The 17919-nt window shown below is 69.2% G+C and carries 19 protein-coding genes and 1 pseudogene; 14 read left to right on the top strand and 6 right to left on the bottom strand.

The annotated features are described in order from the left end of the window. Nucleotides 1-19 precede the first annotated feature (19 nt). Genes J7E88_RS04790 through J7E88_RS04800 form a run of 3 tightly spaced genes read left to right on the top strand, consistent with a single transcriptional unit; the run spans nt 20 to nt 2179 of the window. Complete coding sequence (locus tag J7E88_RS04790; protein ID WP_215177621.1) at nt 20-937, top strand: phosphotransferase; 918 nt, start codon at nt 20-22, stop codon at nt 935-937. Nucleotide 938: 1 nt separating this feature from the next. Next, nucleotides 939-1607 (top strand): class I SAM-dependent methyltransferase, encoded by a 669-nt coding sequence (locus tag J7E88_RS04795; RefSeq protein ID WP_308307291.1) that lies wholly within the window; start codon nt 939-941, stop codon nt 1605-1607. Between the two features lie 26 nt (nt 1608-1633). Further along, the gene (locus J7E88_RS04800) at nt 1634-2179 is read left to right on the top strand and encodes an HAD domain-containing protein (protein WP_215177622.1); all 546 of its coding nucleotides are present in this window, start codon (nt 1634-1636) and stop codon (nt 2177-2179) included. Between the two features lie 362 nt (nt 2180-2541). Here J7E88_RS04800 and J7E88_RS04805 read toward each other — a convergent pair whose 3' ends face one another. Next, the gene (locus tag J7E88_RS04805) at nt 2542-3129 is read right to left on the bottom strand and encodes a recombinase family protein (RefSeq protein ID WP_215177623.1); all 588 of its coding nucleotides are present in this window, start codon (nt 3127-3129) and stop codon (nt 2542-2544) included. 136 nt (nt 3130-3265) lie between these two features. After that, a complete protein-coding gene (locus J7E88_RS04810; RefSeq protein WP_215177624.1) occupies nt 3266-3559 on the bottom strand; it encodes a hypothetical protein in 294 nt (97 codons plus the stop codon). A 214-nt stretch (nt 3560-3773) separates the two neighbouring features. On the opposite strand from J7E88_RS04810, the gene J7E88_RS04815 reads away from it, so the two are divergent. Then, nucleotides 3774-4442, top strand: coding sequence for a helix-turn-helix domain-containing protein (locus J7E88_RS04815; RefSeq protein WP_215177625.1), 669 nt, complete (start codon nt 3774-3776; stop codon nt 4440-4442). A gap of 54 nt (nt 4443-4496) precedes the next feature. On the opposite strand, the gene J7E88_RS04820 is transcribed toward J7E88_RS04815, so the two are convergent. After that, nucleotides 4497-6137: a recombinase family protein gene (locus tag J7E88_RS04820; RefSeq protein WP_215177626.1), complete on the bottom strand. Its 1641-nt coding sequence runs from the start codon at nt 6135-6137 to the stop codon at nt 4497-4499. Between the two features lie 69 nt (nt 6138-6206). Between J7E88_RS04820 and J7E88_RS04825 the strand changes: the two genes are divergently transcribed. The 4 genes from J7E88_RS04825 to J7E88_RS04840 all read left to right on the top strand — a co-directional run bounded on the left by J7E88_RS04825 (nt 6207) and on the right by J7E88_RS04840 (nt 9818). Next, entirely contained in the window at nt 6207-6851 is a 645-nt protein-coding gene (locus J7E88_RS04825) for an ATP-binding protein (RefSeq protein ID WP_374196225.1), read from the top strand. After that, nucleotides 6848-8122 carry a DNA-processing protein DprA gene (gene dprA / locus J7E88_RS04830; RefSeq protein ID WP_215177632.1) on the top strand — a complete coding sequence of 425 codons (1275 nt, stop codon included), beginning with the start codon at nt 6848-6850 and terminating at the stop codon, nt 8120-8122. The genes J7E88_RS04825 and dprA overlap by 4 nt, the downstream gene beginning before the upstream one ends. A gap of 240 nt (nt 8123-8362) precedes the next feature. After that, nucleotides 8363-9199 carry an RNA polymerase sigma factor WhiG gene (gene whiG / locus J7E88_RS04835; protein ID WP_215177634.1) on the top strand — a complete coding sequence of 279 codons (837 nt, stop codon included), beginning with the start codon at nt 8363-8365 and terminating at the stop codon, nt 9197-9199. A gap of 61 nt (nt 9200-9260) precedes the next feature. Next, nucleotides 9261-9818 (top strand): TetR/AcrR family transcriptional regulator, encoded by a 558-nt coding sequence (locus tag J7E88_RS04840; protein ID WP_215177671.1) that lies wholly within the window; start codon nt 9261-9263, stop codon nt 9816-9818. 155 nt (nt 9819-9973) lie between these two features. Here the strand turns inward: J7E88_RS04840 and J7E88_RS37315 are convergent, their stop codons facing one another. After that, nucleotides 9974-10414 carry a peptidoglycan DD-metalloendopeptidase family protein gene (locus J7E88_RS37315; RefSeq protein WP_374196226.1) on the bottom strand — a complete coding sequence of 147 codons (441 nt, stop codon included), beginning with the start codon at nt 10412-10414 and terminating at the stop codon, nt 9974-9976. Between the two features lie 746 nt (nt 10415-11160). Between J7E88_RS37315 and rpsB the strand changes: the two genes are divergently transcribed. The 5 genes from rpsB (at nt 11161) to J7E88_RS04870 (ending at nt 15778) form a co-directional block, all read left to right on the top strand. After that, the gene (rpsB, locus tag J7E88_RS04850) at nt 11161-12078 is read left to right on the top strand and encodes a 30S ribosomal protein S2 (protein ID WP_215177638.1); all 918 of its coding nucleotides are present in this window, start codon (nt 11161-11163) and stop codon (nt 12076-12078) included. Between the two features lie 123 nt (nt 12079-12201). After that, complete coding sequence (tsf, locus tag J7E88_RS04855) at nt 12202-13038, top strand: translation elongation factor Ts (RefSeq protein ID WP_215177640.1); 837 nt, start codon at nt 12202-12204, stop codon at nt 13036-13038. 155 nt (nt 13039-13193) lie between these two features. Further along, nucleotides 13194-13958 carry a UMP kinase gene (gene pyrH / locus J7E88_RS04860; protein ID WP_215177644.1) on the top strand — a complete coding sequence of 255 codons (765 nt, stop codon included), beginning with the start codon at nt 13194-13196 and terminating at the stop codon, nt 13956-13958. A 132-nt stretch (nt 13959-14090) separates the two neighbouring features. Beyond that, the gene (gene frr, locus J7E88_RS04865) at nt 14091-14648 is read left to right on the top strand and encodes a ribosome recycling factor (protein ID WP_215177646.1); all 558 of its coding nucleotides are present in this window, start codon (nt 14091-14093) and stop codon (nt 14646-14648) included. Then, the gene (locus J7E88_RS04870; RefSeq protein WP_215177648.1) at nt 14648-15778 is read left to right on the top strand and encodes a phosphatidate cytidylyltransferase; all 1131 of its coding nucleotides are present in this window, start codon (nt 14648-14650) and stop codon (nt 15776-15778) included. The genes frr and J7E88_RS04870 overlap by 1 nt, the downstream gene beginning before the upstream one ends. Nucleotides 15779-15990: 212 nt before the next feature. Here the strand turns inward: J7E88_RS04870 and J7E88_RS04875 are convergent, their stop codons facing one another. Beyond that, nucleotides 15991-16437: a hypothetical protein gene (locus J7E88_RS04875; protein WP_215177650.1), complete on the bottom strand. Its 447-nt coding sequence runs from the start codon at nt 16435-16437 to the stop codon at nt 15991-15993. 40 nt (nt 16438-16477) lie between these two features. Beyond that, nucleotides 16478-16972 (bottom strand): annotated as a pseudogene (locus J7E88_RS04880) (site-specific integrase); the annotation flags it as partial. 566 nt (nt 16973-17538) lie between these two features. Here J7E88_RS04880 and J7E88_RS04885 point away from each other — a divergent pair. Next, on the top strand, nt 17539-17847 hold the full coding sequence (locus J7E88_RS04885) for a transposase (RefSeq protein WP_215177656.1): 309 nt from the start codon (nt 17539-17541) through the stop codon (nt 17845-17847). Nucleotides 17848-17919 lie beyond the last annotated feature (72 nt).

Consider the following 17919-nt stretch of genomic DNA (forward strand, 5'->3'; position numbering starts at 1 on the left):
AACGAACGGAACCGCCCCCGTGGACAGCAAGCTCACCGCCGCCATCCTCGCCGACATCTGCGCCCGCACCGGCCAGCCGATCCCCGCCCGCGAGGAGATGCGGGTGTGGGACATGTCGGGTGTCGAGCGCTTGCGCTTCCCCCCGCACATGCGCACCGCGATCTACAAGTACGCCGTCGAACCGTTCGCCAACGAGGACGAGATCCTTCGAGTCGCCCGCCTGTCCGGCATCCCCGTGCCGGAGGTCATCGGTTCCATCGTCCGAGACGGAACCCTCGGCATGGTCATCGAGGACCTGGGCGAAGAGGTCCGCGAGGCACAGGACACGGATGGCATCGTGGCCGCTGTCGCCCTGCACCAAGCGCCCGCCGCCCCGTCGCTCCGGGAGATGGACGAGGACGCGCTTGCCGCTCTGCCCGAGCTGGCGCTTGGCCATCTGCGCCGCCTGCGTGATGCCGGCCGCTGGAACGAGGACACCGCCGAGCTGTCGTTTGCGCTCGGCTCCCTCGCAGCGTCGGCGGAGAAGCGGGCGACCGGTGCCGAGCTGGCCCCGTACGGATGGGTGCACTCCGAGTTCCACCCGACCAGCCTCCACATCGGCGAGGACGGCTGGCGCCTCCTCGACTTCGCCCGTGCGTTCACCGGCCCCGGCCTCCTCGACCTCGCGTCCTGGCATGGCACCACCGGCGACCCGGACCCGGCGAGGTTGCGCGCCTTCATCGAGGCGTACGTGAACGCTGGCGGTGACAAGGACGCGCTCGCCGAGCGCGGCGGTCTGCCTGCCGAGCGGTGGGCGCTGGGCTGGCATCGGGTCTGGGCGAGTGAGTGGTTCATGGAGCAGGCGCTCCGCTGGATCAACAACCCCGAGGATGACCCGCTCTACATCAAGGTCGTCCGTAAGCACCTCCTCGCGGCCGTCAGGCTGCTGGAGGCGTGACGTGGACGCTTGGGACGCTCACGCCGCCCAACGCCTGGCAGAGGGCCCACTACGCCCCCTCGACCCGCCCGCTCGGATGGAGTGGACACAGCGCCCCGGCATCGGTCCCGGCGCCGAGATCCTCGGCGATGACCTGGCAGGGCGACGCGTCGTGGAACTGGGCTGCGGACCCGGCCACAACGCTGCTCATCTGACCAGCCTCGGCGCGAAGGTCACCGGAGTGGACCGCTCGAAGGGGCAGATCCAACGGGCGTGCGCCCACTACGGACACCACGGGACCGAGTTCGTCCACTCCCGCGCGCTGGGCTACCTCACCCGGGAGAGCGAACGCCTGGACGCCATCGTCTCTGTCTTCGGAGCGATCGGCCTGGACGAACCGTCGAAGCTACTCGGCGCCTGCTCACGCAGCCTCGGACGCAAGGGCGTGCTCGCCTTCTCGGTACCTCACCCGCAGCGCACCGGCACCATCCCCGTCAGTCCCCGCACCCACGACCGCATGACGTCGCTGGACGGAACCGCCGCCACGGTCGACCGGTGGGACATCGACCCGGCCGCTTGGGTGCGCGCGGTCAACCGCGCCGGACTGCTGATCACCGGAGTGCACAACCTGTTCGCCCCGGCTGACGCTCGCTGGCCGACCACCTTGCTCATCACCGCACGGAAGCCCTGACACCCGACCGAACCCGGGAGGCACCGATGCACGAACCCCCGTTCCTGCTGTTAGACATCGACGGCGTCTTCATCCCGTTCCCCGGACCGGACGGCGCCACCCCCGCTACCCACCCCCGCCACACGGTCACCACTGACGACGTGGCCAAGCCGTTCGATGTCTGGCTCAACCCGAACCACGGCAAGCTCATCACCGACGCCATCGGCACCGGTCTGGTCCGGCCCGTGTGGTGCACGAGTTGGCGGGCCGATGCCCGCCGCGTCATCGCCCCGCTGATGGGCCTGCCCGACTTCGAGCACATCGAGCTGCCCAACCTGCCGATCAAGACCAGCCACCCTGACGGCTACCTGTGGAAGCGCAACCACGTCGCGGACTGGCTCGCTACGGCTCCGGCCGTGTGGATCGATGACGACTTCACTCGCCTCGACCACCAGTGGGCGGCCGACCGTAGCGCGTTCGGAAACCCCACCCTGCTCATCGAGCCCGACCCGCACGAGGGCATCCAGCCCGAGCACATCGCGACCGCTCTGGAGTGGGCCACCGCCCTCGTATCCACAAGGGAGGCGGCTTGATGTCGGCTCGACATGCGGCACCTCCGGACCGTGACCGACTGGGCGCAGTCCTCACCGCGAGTTGGGCTGTGCTCCACCTGCTCGGCTTCGCGACGCTCGGCCTGCTCCTCCATGAGCGTCCGGCTGTCGCCGACCAGGCGACTCCCTCGGAATCTGTTTCGGACTCGGAGCCTGCACCCGCCTGACCTGCTGCGCTCGGTGCCGTTCAGCCTGCCCTGCGCCCCTGTACGGGCCCCTCTCGCCCATGGTGGAGGCTGGCCAGCTCGGGGGCGTTCGAGCCTCTCAGGCGGGCACACAGGCCCGGACATGACGACGGCCCCCGGGGTATCCCGAGGGCCTGTCTTCGTAGCTGTGCGCCTGTCTCAGGCGCTCTCTCCGAGATGGCGGTAAAGGGTGGCTCGGGAGATCCCGAGCGCCTTGGCGATGGCGCTCACGCTCTCGCCCTTCGCCTTCCTGGCACGGGCCACGGTGAGCACGTCCTCATCGACCACGGACGGCCGTCCACCGGTACGCCCCTGTGCCTTGGCTGCGTCCAGTCCTGCGCGGGTGCGCTCCTTGATGAGGCTGCGTTCGAACTCCGCCATGGCTCCGACCACCTGAAGCATGAGACGGCCGTCTGCCGTACCGGGGTCGATGTTGGCCAGTGCACCCGTGAGCACCTTGAACCCGATGCCCCGCTCACGAAGGGTGTCGACCATGGTCACAAGGTCGATGAGGGAGCGGGCGAACCGGTCCAGCTTCCACACGCACAGGGTGTCGCCAGGGCGGGCGTAGTCGAGTGCGGCCGTCAGCTCTGGCCGGTCGGTGTTCTTGCCCGATGCCTTGTCCTCGAAGATCCGGGCGCAGCCTGCGGCCGTCAGTGCGTCGCGCTGGAGCTGTGCTTCCTGGTCATCGGTGGAGACGCGGGCGTAACCGATGAGCTGCCCCGTGGGCGTGATGATCTCTGCCATGGCCCGACTGTCTCAGAACTCGTCTCAAAAGGTCAAGCCTGAGGCGGAGGTTTCGAGACGGGTTTTGAACAGGGTTGCGGCCCCTTCCGGGGTGCTTCTCATTTCGTCTCACAAACCTTGGTTTTCGAGACGCCTGTTACTGGTCACGCTGTGCCACGGTCGGAGCGGGTGAGGCGGAGACGAGTAGTGGCCCGGCTGCCTTGCTCCAGGACTCGCCATGAGACAGGGCCGACTGTCCCTCGGTGCGCAGGTCTGCGACTACGGGCGCGAGGAAGGTCTCTCGCCAGTGCTGCACTGAATCGGCAGTCATACCGCTGCCCTCGATCACGGCCCCGATCCTTGCTTCGAGTATCGCTGCGCCCTCTTGTGCATCGGGCCCGGTCCACTCATCCGCGTGCTCGCCTGCCAGCATCCAAGTCATCTTGATCATGGCCGCATCGTAGGGGCGTCGGTGGAACCTGCCGACGGCGGAAGGGTGGGGGTATGACCCCCTGGAGGGGCCTTGCCCGACCGCCGTGTCTTGGCGGCTCAAATCCTGCCACGGTTCTGGGGTCCGTTTGAGAGGCGCCTCACATGCGATGACCTGGGCCTTTACCCCTGTAGGGCTGTAGGTTTTGGAATCCTTTTGAGTCTTCGGAGAAGGGATGCCCGAGATCCAGGAACACGTATGGCGTCGTGCGCTGGTGCGCTCGGACATGAAGCACGCGGAGAAGTTGGTCGGCGTCGCCATGGCGTTGTACGCGGACTACGAGACGGGCGAGAACGTGTGCCCGTCCAACGGGACGATCGCCAGGGAACTCGGCTACGGCGGGAAGGCTCCAGAGCAGACGGTCAACAAGATCGTCGGCAGGCTGCGTAAGGCCGGCTGGCTCACGAAGACGGGCAAGGTGCCGGACGGTCCGGTGATCTACCGGCTCACGTTGCCGAAGCAGGGGGGTATGGCTGAGGAGCCATACAACCTACATACCTTCAAGAGCGACGGCGGTAGGAGTGAGCAGCCACCGGCGAAGAGCAAGCCGGTAGGCGAAGAGCGGCCCCCGGCAGGGGGCCGACAGAGCGAAGGCGAAGAGCGCAAGCGGCCAGCGAAGGTGGGCCGCGTAAGCGGCCCCCAGAAGGAAGACGAAGGGGCTGGCTCCCCTGGGGGGCCTTCGGCCCCCACCTTGTCCTTCGTAGACCTTGGCAAGGTCAAGCAAGAGGAACAGCGTCGACGCTGGTTCGGAGACGCGTACGCAGCTCCCCTGCCGGTGGACTTCGACTACGACGGCTTGACCGGCCGGCTCCAAGAAGCAGGGCAAGAGCCGCCGCCCTTCTGATCCGGCATGACGAAGCCCCGCCCTCTGGTGAGAGCGGGGCCAGTCGAGCGAGCGCTACGCGACGTGCTCAGCGGCGAAGCCGCGCACTCGGTCGTGAAGGTTCCTCGGGAGCAGGAGCTCAACCCTCCCGAGCGTGTGTCGCACCGTTCCTTCGGTTGCGCCGATCTCTGCCAAGGGGAGTGCCCACGGGAGTTCCTCCCTGTGGACGATCGCCTTCACGCCTGCCTCGCGGAGCTCCTTGTTCTTCTCTACCGAGGAGGAGAGCTCTGCCCACCTGTCCGCGTACGTCTGGCCGGTCGGGATCTCCTCCCACCTGTCCGGCACTACGGGCATGGCGGAGAGTGCCTCGCGCTTCGCTTCGAGCCGGAGGTATTCCTCCCGGTACTCCTTCTTACCGAGCTCGGAGGAGTAGAGCCCTGCCTCGCGGTCCTCGCGGAGTTCGGCCAGGGCGCGCGTCACCTCGGCCACGTCTTGCGTGTGGTCGACTCCGGGGCGGAAGGTCCGGCGGATGATCTGAGCGTGGCCCACGGCTCGGAGGAACGCCTCCTCGATGGCCTCCTCCAAATGCTTGGCTTGGATGGCTTCGTTCTGTCCGCACTCGGCACCGGAGATGTTCCGGGAGCTGCACCGGTAGTACATCGCCGTCCTTCCGTTGTTCCGGTAGAGGGGACGGCCGCAGACACAGAACGCCACACGCAGGAGCGGGCTCCTGTCGTAGCGGTGCCCGGCGTTCGGTCGAGAGTTCTCCGTGAGCTTCGCTTGAAGCTGGTCCCACTCCTTCTTACTGAGGAGCGGCTCCGCCCGCTGGAGCGGGAGCCCTTCGGCGTCCCGTACGAGACGAGTCCTCTTCTCCTTCGTGCCGTCCGGGAGGGCGATCTCCTCGGTCATCTCGACTCGACCGAGGAGTGTGTGAGAGCGGAGCATCTTGGTCAGGTTGCCGACGCGCCAGAGAGCGCCCTTCGGTTCCTTCCCTGCCCGGATGCGCTGAGCGTCCAGTGAGCTCGGAACCTTCTCCTCGTTCAGCCAGCGGCACACGGCGTTGATGGCGTGCCCCTCCTCGACGATGCGTCGGACGATCTCCCGGACGACTCCGGCGGTAGCCGTGCCGTACTCGTCGGGTACGAGCTTCCACCCGTCCCCCTCGGCGTCCTTCTCCGCCCGGTACCCGTACGGCACGAAGCCGCCTCGCCACCGGCCCGACTTCATCAGGTGCACATACGAGGACTTGGCTCGAAACTTGATCGCTTCGAGCTCTCCCTCTGCGAACGCTGCGATGAGCTGAAAGAGGATCTTGCCCATCGGCGAGGAGAGGTCGAAGCCGTCCTCTGCTGCCGCGATCTCCTTGTCATGCGTCCCTGCCCAGTCGACAAGCTGAGCGATGTGCAGGACTCGCCGAGAGATCCGGTCGAGCTTCATGCCGCACAGGATGTCCCACTCATCGACTCGCGAGAGCTCCCATGCGAGGCGCTGTTCTACCGCGCTCACGTCCTTGCCGATGGTCGACGGGAGCCACTGACCGAGACCCGGTCGCTCCCATGGGGCGATGGCGCCGGAGACGTCTACGTCCTCGACCCATCCGACGATCGTGTGCCCTCGACTGTCCGCCCATCGTTGGATGGCTACCTTCTGCCGAACGACCGAGGTCGACTCATCCGATGCTCTCGACAGACGCAGCGCGCCCAGGACCCTTGCCATGTTCCGTGTTCCTCCTGCTCAGGCCAGCACCCTACGTGCTGGCGAACTGGGCGGAGTAAGTCCCCCTCCTTGGATGAAGCGCCCGAATTCTCGGGCAAGGCCCTGGACGCACTGCGCCAGCCCTTGGAATCAGGGCATGTGGTGGTCGCCAGGAGCGGGGGAGTGGTGCGGCTGCCCGCCCGGTTCCTGATGGTGCTCGCGGCCAACCCCTGTCCCTGCGGGCGGCACACGCTGCTGGGGGTGGGCTGCGAATGCCCCTCGTCCGTGATCCGGCGGTATCAGGCCCGGCTGTCCGGGCCGCTGCTGGACCGCGTCGACCTGCGGATCGAGGTCGAGCCGGTGAGCCGCTCCGACCTGCTCGGTCACGGGACGGGCGGTGAGTCCACGGCGACCGTCGCCGACCGTGTCCTGGAAGCCAGGCAGCGGGCCGCGGCCCGTCTGGAGGGCACTCCGTGGACCGTCAACAGCGAGGTGCCCGGCCATGAACTGCGCACCAGGTGGACCGTGGCGCCCGGCGCGCTGGGCGCGGCCGAGCGGGACGTCGAGCGCGGGCTGCTGACGGCACGCGGCCTCGACCGGGTGCTGCGCATCGCGTGGACGATCGCCGACCTCGCGGGCCGGGACCGGCCCGAGGCCCAGGACGTCGCCCTCGCCCTCGAACTGCGCACCGGGATCGCCAGAGGCGTCCCGGCGGCAGCGGGGGCGGTGCGATGACGGGCGCGGGACCGGGGGATGGCAGCGGGGACGGCGCGGTGACGGGTGTGGGAGGCCCGGACGGCATCCGCGGCATCGTGGGTGACGACGCTCCTCCGAGTGTGCGGCACACCGGCAACGAGGCGGAGCGGGTGGCGCGTTCGGCGCTGACGCAGATCCTGGAGCCTGGTGACGAGAAGGGCGGCCGCTGGCTGCGGGAGTTCGGCGCCCAGGGGCTGCTGAGCCTGCTGACGGCGGGCGCGTACGAGAAGGGGGCGCTGCCGGGTGCCACCGAGCGCCGGGTGACCGGGCTGCGGGCCCGCGCCGCCGGCGTCGTGCCGGGGGAGCGGCTGGACGCGATCCGCGCGCTCGGGGGCAGATTCGTCATACCGGGCGACACGGAGTGGCCGACCCAGCTCGACGACCTCGGCGACGCCCGCCCGGTCGGCCTGTGGGTGCGCGGTCGGCCCGACCTGCGTGCCTGGGCGCTGCGCTCGGTGGCCGTGGTCGGGGCCCGGGCCTGCACTCCGTACGGGGCGCACGTGTCGGGCTCGCTGGCGACGGGGCTCGCCGAACGGGGCTGGGTCGTGGTGTCCGGGGCGGCCTTCGGGGTCGACGGCGCGGCGCATCGGGGCGCGCTCGCCGCCGGCGGAGCCACCATCGCCGTACTCGCCTGCGGCGTCGACGTGGCCTATCCGCCCGGTCACCTGGAGTTGATCAAGCGCATTGCGCAGCAGGGGCTTGTCATCGGGGAGTTGCCGCCGGGCGACCATCCCACCCCCAGCAGATTCGTCCTCCGGAACAGGGTGATCGCCGCGCTCAGCCGGGGCACCGTCGTCGTCGAGGCGGAACACCGCAGCGGGTCCCTGGTCACCGCCCGCAGGGCGCAGCAGCTCGGGCGCCTCACGATGGGTGTCCCCGGCCCCGTGACCAGCGGCCTCTCGGCGGGGGTGCACGAGCTGCTGCGCGGCGAGGCCGTGCTCGTCACCGACGCCGCCGAAGTGATCGAGCTGGTGGGTGACATGGGCGATCTCGCGCCCGAGCGCACCGGCCCGGTCCTGCCCAGGGACCTGCTCGACCCCGGTAGCAGACAGGTGCTGGAGGCGCTGCCCGCGCAGCGCGTCGCGATCACCGGCAGCGAGGTGGCCCGTCGCGCCGCCGTCCCGGACGACGATGCGCTCGGCAGGCTGTACGAACTGCACTCGCTGGGCTTCGTCGAACGGTGCGGGGAGGGATGGAAGTTGACGACGGGCGCGATCCGCGGTTCGAACGCGCGGCGAGGCGGTGCTTGACCTGGCGCATTCGGGTGAAAAGGTGAAGGCGATGACCTTCGGAGTCCCGTGCGTGATGCCTGAGGGGCCGGTGCGCTGGGCATCGGCCCCGAATCGAAGGTGTGGACGAGGGCGAATACCCGGGCAGGTTCCTTCCGCTTCCCTCGCCCACCGCGACGGCGTAGTCACGCTACGCTCACCGGGTTCCGGCCTCGGCCGCCCCTCCCCGCCCCCTCACAGCAGAACGGCTCAAGGCAACGCATGCCCCAGCACACGTCCGGGTCTGACCGCGCGGCAGTGCCACCCGCTGCCCGTGACACAGTGCGGCCCTCGGCTCCCTCGTCGCTCGAGGAGCTGTGGCGGTCGTACAAGGCCACGGGTGACGAGCGGCTGCGGGAGCAGTTGATCCTGCACTACTCGCCGCTGGTCAAATACGTGGCGGGCCGGGTAAGCGTGGGGCTGCCGTCCAATGTCGAGCAGGCGGATTTCGTCTCCTCCGGCGTCTTCGGGCTCATCGACGCCATTGAGAAGTTCGACGTGGACCGGTCGATCAAGTTCGAGACGTACGCGATCACGCGCATCCGGGGCGCGATGATCGACGAACTGCGGGCGCTGGACTGGATCCCGCGCTCGGTGCGGCAGAAGGCCCGTGCCGTCGAACGCGCCTACGCCACGCTCGAGGCCCAGCTGCGGCGGACGCCCTCGGAGGCGGAGGTCGCCGACGAGATGGGCGTCACGGTCGAGGAGCTGCACTCGGTTTTCAGCCAGTTGTCCCTGGCCAACGTCGTGGCGCTCGAAGAGCTGCTGCACGTGGGCGGTGAGGGCGGCGACCGGCTCAGCCTCATGGACACCCTGGAGGACACGGCCGCGGACAACCCGGTCGAGGTCGCCGAGGACCGGGAACTGCGCCGACTGCTCGCCCGGGCCATCAACACCCTGCCCGAGCGGGAGAAGACCGTCGTCACGCTCTACTACTACGAGGGGCTCACCCTGGCCGAGATCGGCCATGTGCTCGGGGTCACCGAGAGTCGTGTCAGCCAGATCCACACCAAGTCCGTGCTGCAGTTGCGGGCGAAGCTGGCCGACGTCGGACGTTGACGCCGAATCGCCCGGGCCGCATCCGTAGAGTGGGGACGTGCCCAGGATTCGAGCGGCCTCCGTGGCCGAGCACCGGACGATGCAGCGAGGCGCCCTGCTGGACGCCGCGCGCTCCCTCCTGTCCGAAGGCGGTACGGAGGCGCTGACCTTCCCCGCACTCGCCGAGCGCACAGGGCTCGCGAGGTCCTCCGTCTACGAGTACTTCCGCTCGCGCGCCGCGGTCGTCGAGGAGCTCTGCGCGGTGGACTTCCCCGTGTGGGCCGCGGAGGTCGAGACCGCGATGGACCGCGCGGACACTCCCGAGGGCAAGGTCGAGGCGTATGTGCGCCGGCAGCTCGACCTGGTCGGCGACCGGCGGCACCGGGCCGTCGTCGCGATCTCCGCGAGCGAGCTGGACGCCGGGGCCCGCGAGAAGATCCGGGCCGCGCACGGGCAGCTGATCGCGATGATCGTCGAGGCGCTCGGGGAGCTGGGCCAGGAGCAGCCGCGGCTCGGCGCGATGCTGCTGCAGGGCGTCGTGGACGCCGCGGTACGCCGGATCGAGCTCGGTGTGGCCGAGGACCCGGCCACCGTCGCGGACGCGGCGGTAGCGATGGCGCTGCGCGGCGTCCGGGGCTGACACCGGGGGAAGCGCTGGTTCCTCCGAGCGCAGGTGCCTGTGCCTCAGGGCGCGCTGGGCCCAGGCCCCGCAGGCCATGAGCAGCACCGCGTGGGCCGCGCCCAGCAGGCCATGGCCGATGGACCATCCATGACCGGTGGCGAGGGCGACGGCGCTCACGGGTCGGCCCCCGGCGCCGGAGCGGACCGCGCCAACGGTACGCCGAAGACCGGGAGCAGCCTGGACGGCGGGCGGCGGAGCAGCCAGGGCGGCAGCAGGGACAGCGGATCCAGGTACTCCGAGCCCCGCAGCAGGCCCCAGTGCAGACAGCCTCCGGCGCAATGCGACGACCCTGCCTCGACCGTTGCCACGACCTGGCCTGCTGCGACCGTCGCTCCTTCGTCCACCAGCGGCCGGACCGGTTCGTACGTGGTCCGCAACGGCGGGTCACCCGTATCGGTGAGGCTGATGGCCAGCACGCCACGGCCCGCGACCCGACCGGCGAACGAGACCCGGCCGGCCGCCGCGGCCCGGACGGCAGTGCCCGGCGGGGCGGCGAGATCGACGCCGCGATGCCCGGCGCCGTAGGGCGACGCGGGCGGGGTCCAGCCCCGCACGACGGTGGGTCGTGGCGGCCCGACCGGCCAGCTCCGTCCCCCCGAGCGCCCGCCGGGTCCGGCCGCACCGGATGCCGGCACCAGAGGGGGCACGGCTCCGATGCCCGCCCGATCGCCTCCGTCGCCCGTGGGTCTGATGCCCGCCCGATCGCCTCCCTCGACGGTCAGTCCGATCACCGGCCGGCTGCCTCCGCTCGCCGTCGGTTCGACCGGATCCGGTGGCAGCGCCGCCGTCAACCCGTGCGCAGCCGGACCCGATCCGGTCGCAGCCGCAGCGCTCGGGACCCCCGCCGGCCTGGACGGCGTCACACCGGTCAGGCGTGCCCCCGCCTCCGCCCCCGACCCAGGCGGAGCCACTGTTCCCGCCCCCGACCCAGGCGGCGTCCCCGCCCCCGCCCGAGGTCCCGTCCCCGCTCCGCCCAGCAGCAGCGCCACCAGCAGTACGGGGAGCGCGCGGCGCGGCCGGTCCACCCAAAGTGCGCAGTTCATGGGGGAGACCGTCCCGCGACTCCGCCCGCCCGCGATGATCATGGCCCGGATCTGTGGACAACCGGGTGGTTGTGGACAGCGCCGTCACCCGGCACGTCACGGGTCCCGTACACTTCTTCTGGCGATCCGGGTCACCGGGTCGACTTCGCACGCCCCGCCACCTCACCCTCAGCGGTCGGTGGCCGCGCTCCTCGGTCCCTTGTGGCACGGCGCGTCGGGGCGTCAGGACACAACCGAGAATCCAAGGAGATACGGCCATGGCCGTTGTCACGATGCGGGAGCTGCTGGAGAGCGGCGTCCACTTCGGTCACCAGACCCGTCGTTGGAACCCGAAGATGAAGCGCTTCATCTTCACGGAGCGCAACGGCATCTACATCATCGACCTGCTCCAGTCGCTGTCGTACATCGACCGCGCCTTCGAGTTCGTCAAGGAGACCGTCGCGCACGGCGGCTCCATCATGTTCGTCGGTACGAAGAAGCAGGCCCAGGAGGCCATCGCCGAGCAGGCGACGCGTGTCGGCATGCCGTACGTCAACCAGCGCTGGCTGGGTGGCATGCTCACCAACTTCTCCACCGTCTACAAGCGTCTGCAGCGCCTCAAGGAGCTTGAGCAGATCGACTTCGAGGACGTGGCCGCCTCCGGCCTCACCAAGAAGGAGCTCCTGGTCCTCTCCCGCGAGAAGGCCAAGCTGGAGAAGACCCTCGGTGGTATCCGCGAGATGCAGAAGGTGCCGAGCGCCGTCTGGATCGTCGACACCAAGAAGGAGCACATCGCCGTCGGTGAGGCGCGCAAGCTCCACATCCCGGTCGTCGCGATCCTCGACACCAACTGCGACCCCGACGAGGTCGACTACAAGATCCCGGGCAACGACGACGCGATCCGCTCCGTCACCCTGCTCACCCGCGTGATCGCCGACGCCGTCGCCGAGGGCCTCATCGCCCGTTCCGGCGCCGCGACCGGCGACCAGAAGCCGGGCGACAAGGCCGCCGGCGAGCCGCTGGCCGAGTGGGAGCGCGACCTGCTCGAGGGCGAGAAGAAGGCTGACGCCGAGAAGGCGGACGAGGCCAAGGCCGAGGAGGCCAAGCCGGCCGAGGCCGCCGCCGAGGCTCCGGCCGCCGAGGCTCCGGCCGAGGCCGCTGCCGACGCTCCGGCCGCCGAGGCCGAGCAGGCCTGACCTACGGCCTGACCTTCACAGGTTCGGTTGACGACGGCGGGGGCGCGCTTGCCCCCGCCGTCCACCCGTAGATCTTCCAGATCTTCGTAGATCTTTCAGACTTCGAGAGAGAAACTCAGACTCATGGCGAACTACACCGCCGCTGACGTCAAGAAGCTCCGCGAGCTCACCGGCGCCGGCATGATGGACTGCAAGAAGGCGCTGGACGAGTCCGACGGCAACGTCGACAAGGCCGTCGAGGCCCTGCGTATCAAGGGCCAGAAGGGCGTCGCCAAGCGCGAGGGCCGCTCCGCCGAGAACGGCGCCGTCGTCTCCCTGATCGCGGACGACAACACCTCCGGTGTCATCGTCGAGCTGAAGTGCGAGACGGACTTCGTCGCCAAGGGTGAGAAGTTCCAGGCCGTCGCCAACGCGCTCGCCGCCCACGTCGCCGCCACCTCCCCGGCCGACATCGAGGCGCTGCTCGCCTCCGAGATCGAGCCCGGCAAGACCGTGCAGGCGTACGTCGACGAGGCCAACGCCAACCTCGGCGAGAAGATCGTCCTGGACCGCTTCGCGCAGTTCTCCGGTGGCTACGTCACGGCGTACATGCACCGCACCATGCCCGACCTGCCCCCGCAGATCGGTGTTCTCGTCGAGCTCGACAAGGAGAACGCCGAGATCGCCAAGGGCGTCGCGCAGCACATCGCCGCGTTCGCCCCGAAGTACCTCTCCCGCGAGGACGTTCCGGCCGAGGTCGTCGAGGCCGAGCGCCGTGTCGCCGAGGAGACCACGCGCGCCGAGGGCAAGCCCGAGGCCGCTCTCCCGAAGATCGTCGAGGGCCGCGTCAACGGCTTCTTCAAGGAGGCCACCCTCCTGGGCCAGCCGTACGCGCTCGACAACAAGAAGTCGGTCCAGAAGATTCTTGACGAGGCCGGTGTCACCCTGAAGCGCTTCGCGCGCATCAAGGTCGGCATCTGAGTCCGTACGCGACGGACCCCGGACCCCGGTAGGGTCTGAAGCAGTCGGCCGCGTTCGCGCCGGACGACCGCAGATCTGACGAGGAGGCCATTGCCGGCAGGGACAGCAAGACCCCACGGCAATGGCCTTCTTCGTATGTGCACGAGGAGATCTCCATGAACCAGGGCGCCGCACAAGGCGACGACAAGCACGACAAAAGGGCCGGCCGCTTCATGCTGAAGCTGTCCGGAGAGGCTTTCTCCGGCGGCACCGGTCTCGGCGTCGACCCCGACGTCGTACACGCCATCGCACGGGAGATCGCAGCGGTCGTCCGCGACGGCGCCGAGATCGCCATCGTGATCGGCGGCGGAAACTTCTTCCGCGGAGCCGAACTCCAGCAGCGCGGCATGGACCGGGCACGCTCCGACTACATGGGCATGCTCGGCACGGTCATGAACTGCCTCGCCCTCCAGGACTTCCTGGAGAAGGAGGGCATCGACTCCCGTGTGCAGACCGCCATCACGATGGGGCAGGTCGCGGAGCCGTACATCCCGCTGCGCGCCGTACGGCATCTGGAGAAGGGCCGCGTCGTCATCTTCGGCGCCGGTATGGGCATGCCCTACTTCTCCACCGACACCACCGCCGCTCAGCGGGCTCTGGAGATCGACGCCGAAGCACTGCTGATGGGCAAGAACGGTGTCGACGGCGTGTACGACTCCGACCCGAAGGCCAATCCGGACGCGGTGAAGTTCGACGCGCTGGAGTACGGCGAGGTGCTGTCCCGCAACCTCAAGGTCGCCGACGCCACCGCCATCACCCTCTGCCGCGACAACGCCCTTCCGATCCTTGTCTTCGAACTCCTCACCGAGGGCAATATCGCTCGGGCCGTCCGGGGTGAGAAGATCGGCACGCTCGTGAGCGACCGGGACACCCGGGCCTGACCCGAGGACCTCGGGGAGCCCTCGGGGATGGACAAAGCCCTGCCGGTCGGACACCGTGCAGGGAACACGCGACGCAGGTTCCGCCGGCCCAGTCCGATGCCGGGCCCAACTCAAGACACGCAGGAGCAAGTGGTGATCGAAGAGACCCTCCTCGAGGCCGAGGAGAAGATGGAGAAGGCCGTCCTGGTCGCCAAGGATGACTTCGCCGCGATCCGCACCGGACGTGCGCACCCGGCGATGTTCAACAAGATCGTGGCGGATTACTACGGTGCCCTGACCCCGATCAACCAGCTGGCGTCGTTCTCGGTTCCGGAGCCGCGGATGGCCGTCGTGACGCCGTTCGACAAGACCGCTCTGCGCAACATCGAGCAGGCGATCCGCGACTCGGACCTCGGCGTCAACCCGAGCAACGACGGCAACATCATCCGCGTGGTTTTCCCGGAGCTCACGCAGGACCGCCGCAAGGAGTACATCAAGGTCGCCAAGTCGAAGGCCGAGGACTCCAAGATCTCGATCCGCTCCGTGCGCCGCAAGGCCAAGGAGACCATCGACAAGTTCATCAAGGACGGCGAGGTCGGCGAGGACGAGGGTCGGCGTGCGGAGAAGGAGCTCGACGACACCACCGCGAAGTATGTCGCGCAGGTCGACGAGCTGCTCAAGCACAAGGAAGCCGAGCTGCTCGAGGTCTGATGAACGACTCTTCCTGGGGGGCCTCGCACGGCGCCGGATACGCGGGTGCATGGCCGCCGCCCGACCAGGGGCCCCTCCCGGCGGGTCCCGCCTACGATGGGAACGAGGCACAGCAGACTCGGCCCATGCCCATCGTGCCGGACTTTCCCGACGCAGGTAGAGACGCCGAACACCCCGAGGAATCCGGCGGCCGGTCCGGCCGCGAGGACCGTGACCGGGGGGCCGCACGGCTCGGTGGCCCCCTGTTCCGCGACGAGAACACGCAGGAGCCCATGCCCAGCCCGCCGCCGGCCGCACCTCAGCCGCCGCAGAAGAAGCGGGCCGGTCGCGATCTGCGGTCGGCCATAGGGGTCGGTGTGGGGCTCGGCGCGGTGATCGTCGCGTCGCTCTTCATCGTCAAGGCCGTGTTCGTCGGCGTCGTCGCGGTCGCCGTCGTCGTCGGCCTGTGGGAGCTGACCAGCCGCCTGAAGGAGCGCAAGCAGATCAAGGCGCCGCTGGTGCCGCTGGCGGTCGGCGGCGCCGCCATGGTCGTGGCCGGTTATGTGCGCGGGGCCGAAGGCGCGTGGGTGGCCATGGCGCTGACCGCGCTCGCGGTGCTGGTCTGGCGTATGACCGAGCCGCCCGACGGCTACCTCAGGGATGTCACGGCCGGTGTCTTCGCGGCCTTCTACGTGCCGTTCCTGGCGACTTTCGTCGCGTTGATGCTCAGTGCGGGCGACGGACCGGAACGGGTGATCACCTTCCTGGTCCTCACGGTCGTCAGCGACACCGGGGCGTACGCGGTGGGCTGGCGCTTCGGAAAGCACAAGCTCGCGCCGCGCATCAGCCCCGGCAAGACCCGGGAAGGGCTGCTGGGCGCGGTGGGCTTCGCGATGACGGCGGGCGCGCTGTGCATGCAGTTCCTCGTCGACGACGGCACCTGGTGGCAGGGCCTGCTGCTGGGCCTCGCGGTCGCGGCGAGCGCGACGCTGGGCGACCTCGGCGAGTCGATGATCAAGCGGGACCTCGGCATCAAGGACATGGGCACCCTGCTCCCCGGCCACGGCGGCATCATGGACCGGCTGGACTCGCTCCTGCCGACGGCCCCGGTGGTGTGGCTACTGCTGGTGCTGTTCGTGGGGTCCGGCTGACCGGCGGGGGCGGCACGCGCCGGGACCGTCGGGCAGCGACCCGGCTGAACGGCTCCGGCCGGCTCCGCCCGCTGTGCGGGGCCGGCTGGCCTGCGGACTTCTTCGTGAGGGCTCGTCGTCCACAGGGCGGCGAGCCCTCCGTCGCGCGCGTTTGGCGCCGGTTGGGTACCTGCTTCGACTTGCTGGGCCGTCTCTGGGCCGTGCCCCGACGCTCAGGTGTGAGACAGACGGCGGCGCACCGCCTTGCCGCTCGCCGCCACGAACTGCTTCATGGCAGCGTCGTGCTCATCCCAAAGATCGGAATAATCTGCATCACTCACGTCCCCGCGTCGCCAGCAGCTTCCCAGCCGCCGACCAGCCCTGTTCAGCTGATCCACTGACGACAGCAGGACTTCATCCTTCGAGAGGATGTGCAGGCGGGCTGTTGCCAGCCGCAGGGCCGAAAGATCCCAACTAGCGACCCGCCCCTCCAAGCCCAGGTGACGTTCTTCCCAGATGCGATCCCGGAACTCCGTAGAGGATGCCGCCACCATGGCGCACTGCTCAAATAGAAGCTCCGAGATGCGAGCCCGTTCCTCAGACCGCTTCACCAGGTGCTGACCCACGAGCGCGATCGCGGCACCGGCAATGGTTGCTAACAACGTCCCCCATGCGCCCATGCAAGGCATTGTTCCCGTGCCTGGCACGGGCGCATGCATGTCAGGTGGCGTCGGGATGCGAGCCGTCACGGCTAGGCGATAGGACGCCGTCCACTGTTTGCCTGGTCCGCTCCTGACTCGAAGGCATGAGGTGCGCGTACACCCGCAGCGTCAGGCCCGGGTCTGAGTGCCCCGGGGTAGGTACTCGCTCACGGCCTTGATGTTCTCTCTCCAGCGTCCAGCAGGACCGAGGCATAGAAGTGCCGGAGCGCGTGCATCCCGTGCTCGCGCGCGGAATCGTACGGCTCGCCCTCTAGGGCACCGGAATGAGGCCAGCCGCGGCGATCGCCGGCTTCCACTCCTGCAAGTTGAAGTTGCTGCGCCAGACGAGCCAGTTGGCCGAGTTGGTGAACAGCAGCCGCGCGGAGACGAGCGGTCCGTCAGGCTTCCGCCAGGGCAGCGCGACGTCTACGGGCTTGTGCTGGTACATGTGCGCCCGGAGGGCCTCTGCCACGCAGCTAGGCAGGGGTACATCCCGCTCTCGGTGACGCCCGGGCGGCGATCGAGGGGCATATCGACGCCCTCGGGGCCGCGTTGGGCTGGTCATCGTCTCCGATGCGCCGCTGGAGTACCCGCTCTGCCGGCCGTGGGAGGGCTAGATCCTCACCCTGTCCGCCATCCGGGCCGCATACGCTCCGTGCGGAGCACGCGATCCAGCGCCGGTGGCTCCCGGCACCCGCACGGACGGTCGCGATGCATGTCACCGGTCGCTCGTCGAGGCAAGAGCCGCGGGCCTGTTCCAGCCGAACTGCCGTCACAGCTTGGCCGCTTACCTGCCTGGGCTGACGCCCCCTCCACCGCACCACCCGACGCCCGGCACCTCCTACGAGGACACCAGCGGCAACGGGAGATCGAGCGCGGGAGGGCACACACTGAAGGGCAGCGTCTTCACGTGCCCGCTGTTCCGTGGAGCACTCTCGGCCTTCAACCACGCCGACGAAACCATGCTTGACGACCACACGGGATTCCGGTGCGTGGCATCGTCCGAGCAAAGGGTCTGCCGCACGATCGGGTGACATCTGAACTGGCTTGCCCTGTGGGGTGGGTGGGAAGGATGTCGCTGTGCCCAAGCCTTATCCGGAGGAGTTCCGCCAGGATGTCGTGCGGGTCGCGAGGAACCGCGGGCCGGGTGTGACGGTCGAGCAGGTGGCCACCGACTTCGGGGTCCATCCGATGACGTTGTGGAAGTGGATGCGTCGCGCGGAGATCGACGACGGAACCAAGCCCGGATCGACCAGCCAGGAGAGCCTCGAGCTTCGGGAAGCGCGTCGGCGGATCAAGTTGCTGGAGCAGGAGAACGAGGTCCTGCGGCGGGCCGCGGCCTATCTGTCGCAGGCGCATCTGCCGGGAAAAGGATCTACCCGCTCGTGAAGGAGCTGGCCGGGGACGGGGTGCCCGTCACGGTTGCGTGCCGGGTGCTGTAGCTCGCCAGACAGCCCTGCT

The organism is Streptomyces sp. ISL-10, assembly GCF_018614575.1.
In the GTDB taxonomy this organism is placed as follows: Bacteria; Actinomycetota; Actinomycetes; order Streptomycetales; family Streptomycetaceae; genus Streptomyces.

Coding starts and splice junctions, on each gene's coding strand:
- J7E88_RS04800 (WP_215177622.1), top strand. CDS start 1,634: ATGCACGAACCCCCGTTCCTGCTGTTAGACATCGACGGCGTCTTCATC.
- J7E88_RS04805 (WP_215177623.1), bottom strand. CDS start 3,129: ATGGCAGAGATCATCACGCCCACGGGGCAGCTCATCGGTTACGCCCGC.
- J7E88_RS04810 (WP_215177624.1), bottom strand. CDS start 3,559: ATGATCAAGATGACTTGGATGCTGGCAGGCGAGCACGCGGATGAGTGG.
- J7E88_RS04815 (WP_215177625.1), top strand. CDS start 3,774: ATGCCCGAGATCCAGGAACACGTATGGCGTCGTGCGCTGGTGCGCTCG.
- J7E88_RS04820 (WP_215177626.1), bottom strand. CDS start 6,137: ATGGCAAGGGTCCTGGGCGCGCTGCGTCTGTCGAGAGCATCGGATGAG.
- dprA (WP_215177632.1), top strand. CDS start 6,848: ATGACGGGCGCGGGACCGGGGGATGGCAGCGGGGACGGCGCGGTGACG.
- whiG (WP_215177634.1), top strand. CDS start 8,363: ATGCCCCAGCACACGTCCGGGTCTGACCGCGCGGCAGTGCCACCCGCT.
- rpsB (WP_215177638.1), top strand. CDS start 11,161: ATGGCCGTTGTCACGATGCGGGAGCTGCTGGAGAGCGGCGTCCACTTC.
- tsf (WP_215177640.1), top strand. CDS start 12,202: ATGGCGAACTACACCGCCGCTGACGTCAAGAAGCTCCGCGAGCTCACC.
- pyrH (WP_215177644.1), top strand. CDS start 13,194: ATGAACCAGGGCGCCGCACAAGGCGACGACAAGCACGACAAAAGGGCC.
- J7E88_RS04870 (WP_215177648.1), top strand. CDS start 14,648: ATGAACGACTCTTCCTGGGGGGCCTCGCACGGCGCCGGATACGCGGGT.
- J7E88_RS04875 (WP_215177650.1), bottom strand. CDS start 16,437: ATGGGCGCATGGGGGACGTTGTTAGCAACCATTGCCGGTGCCGCGATC.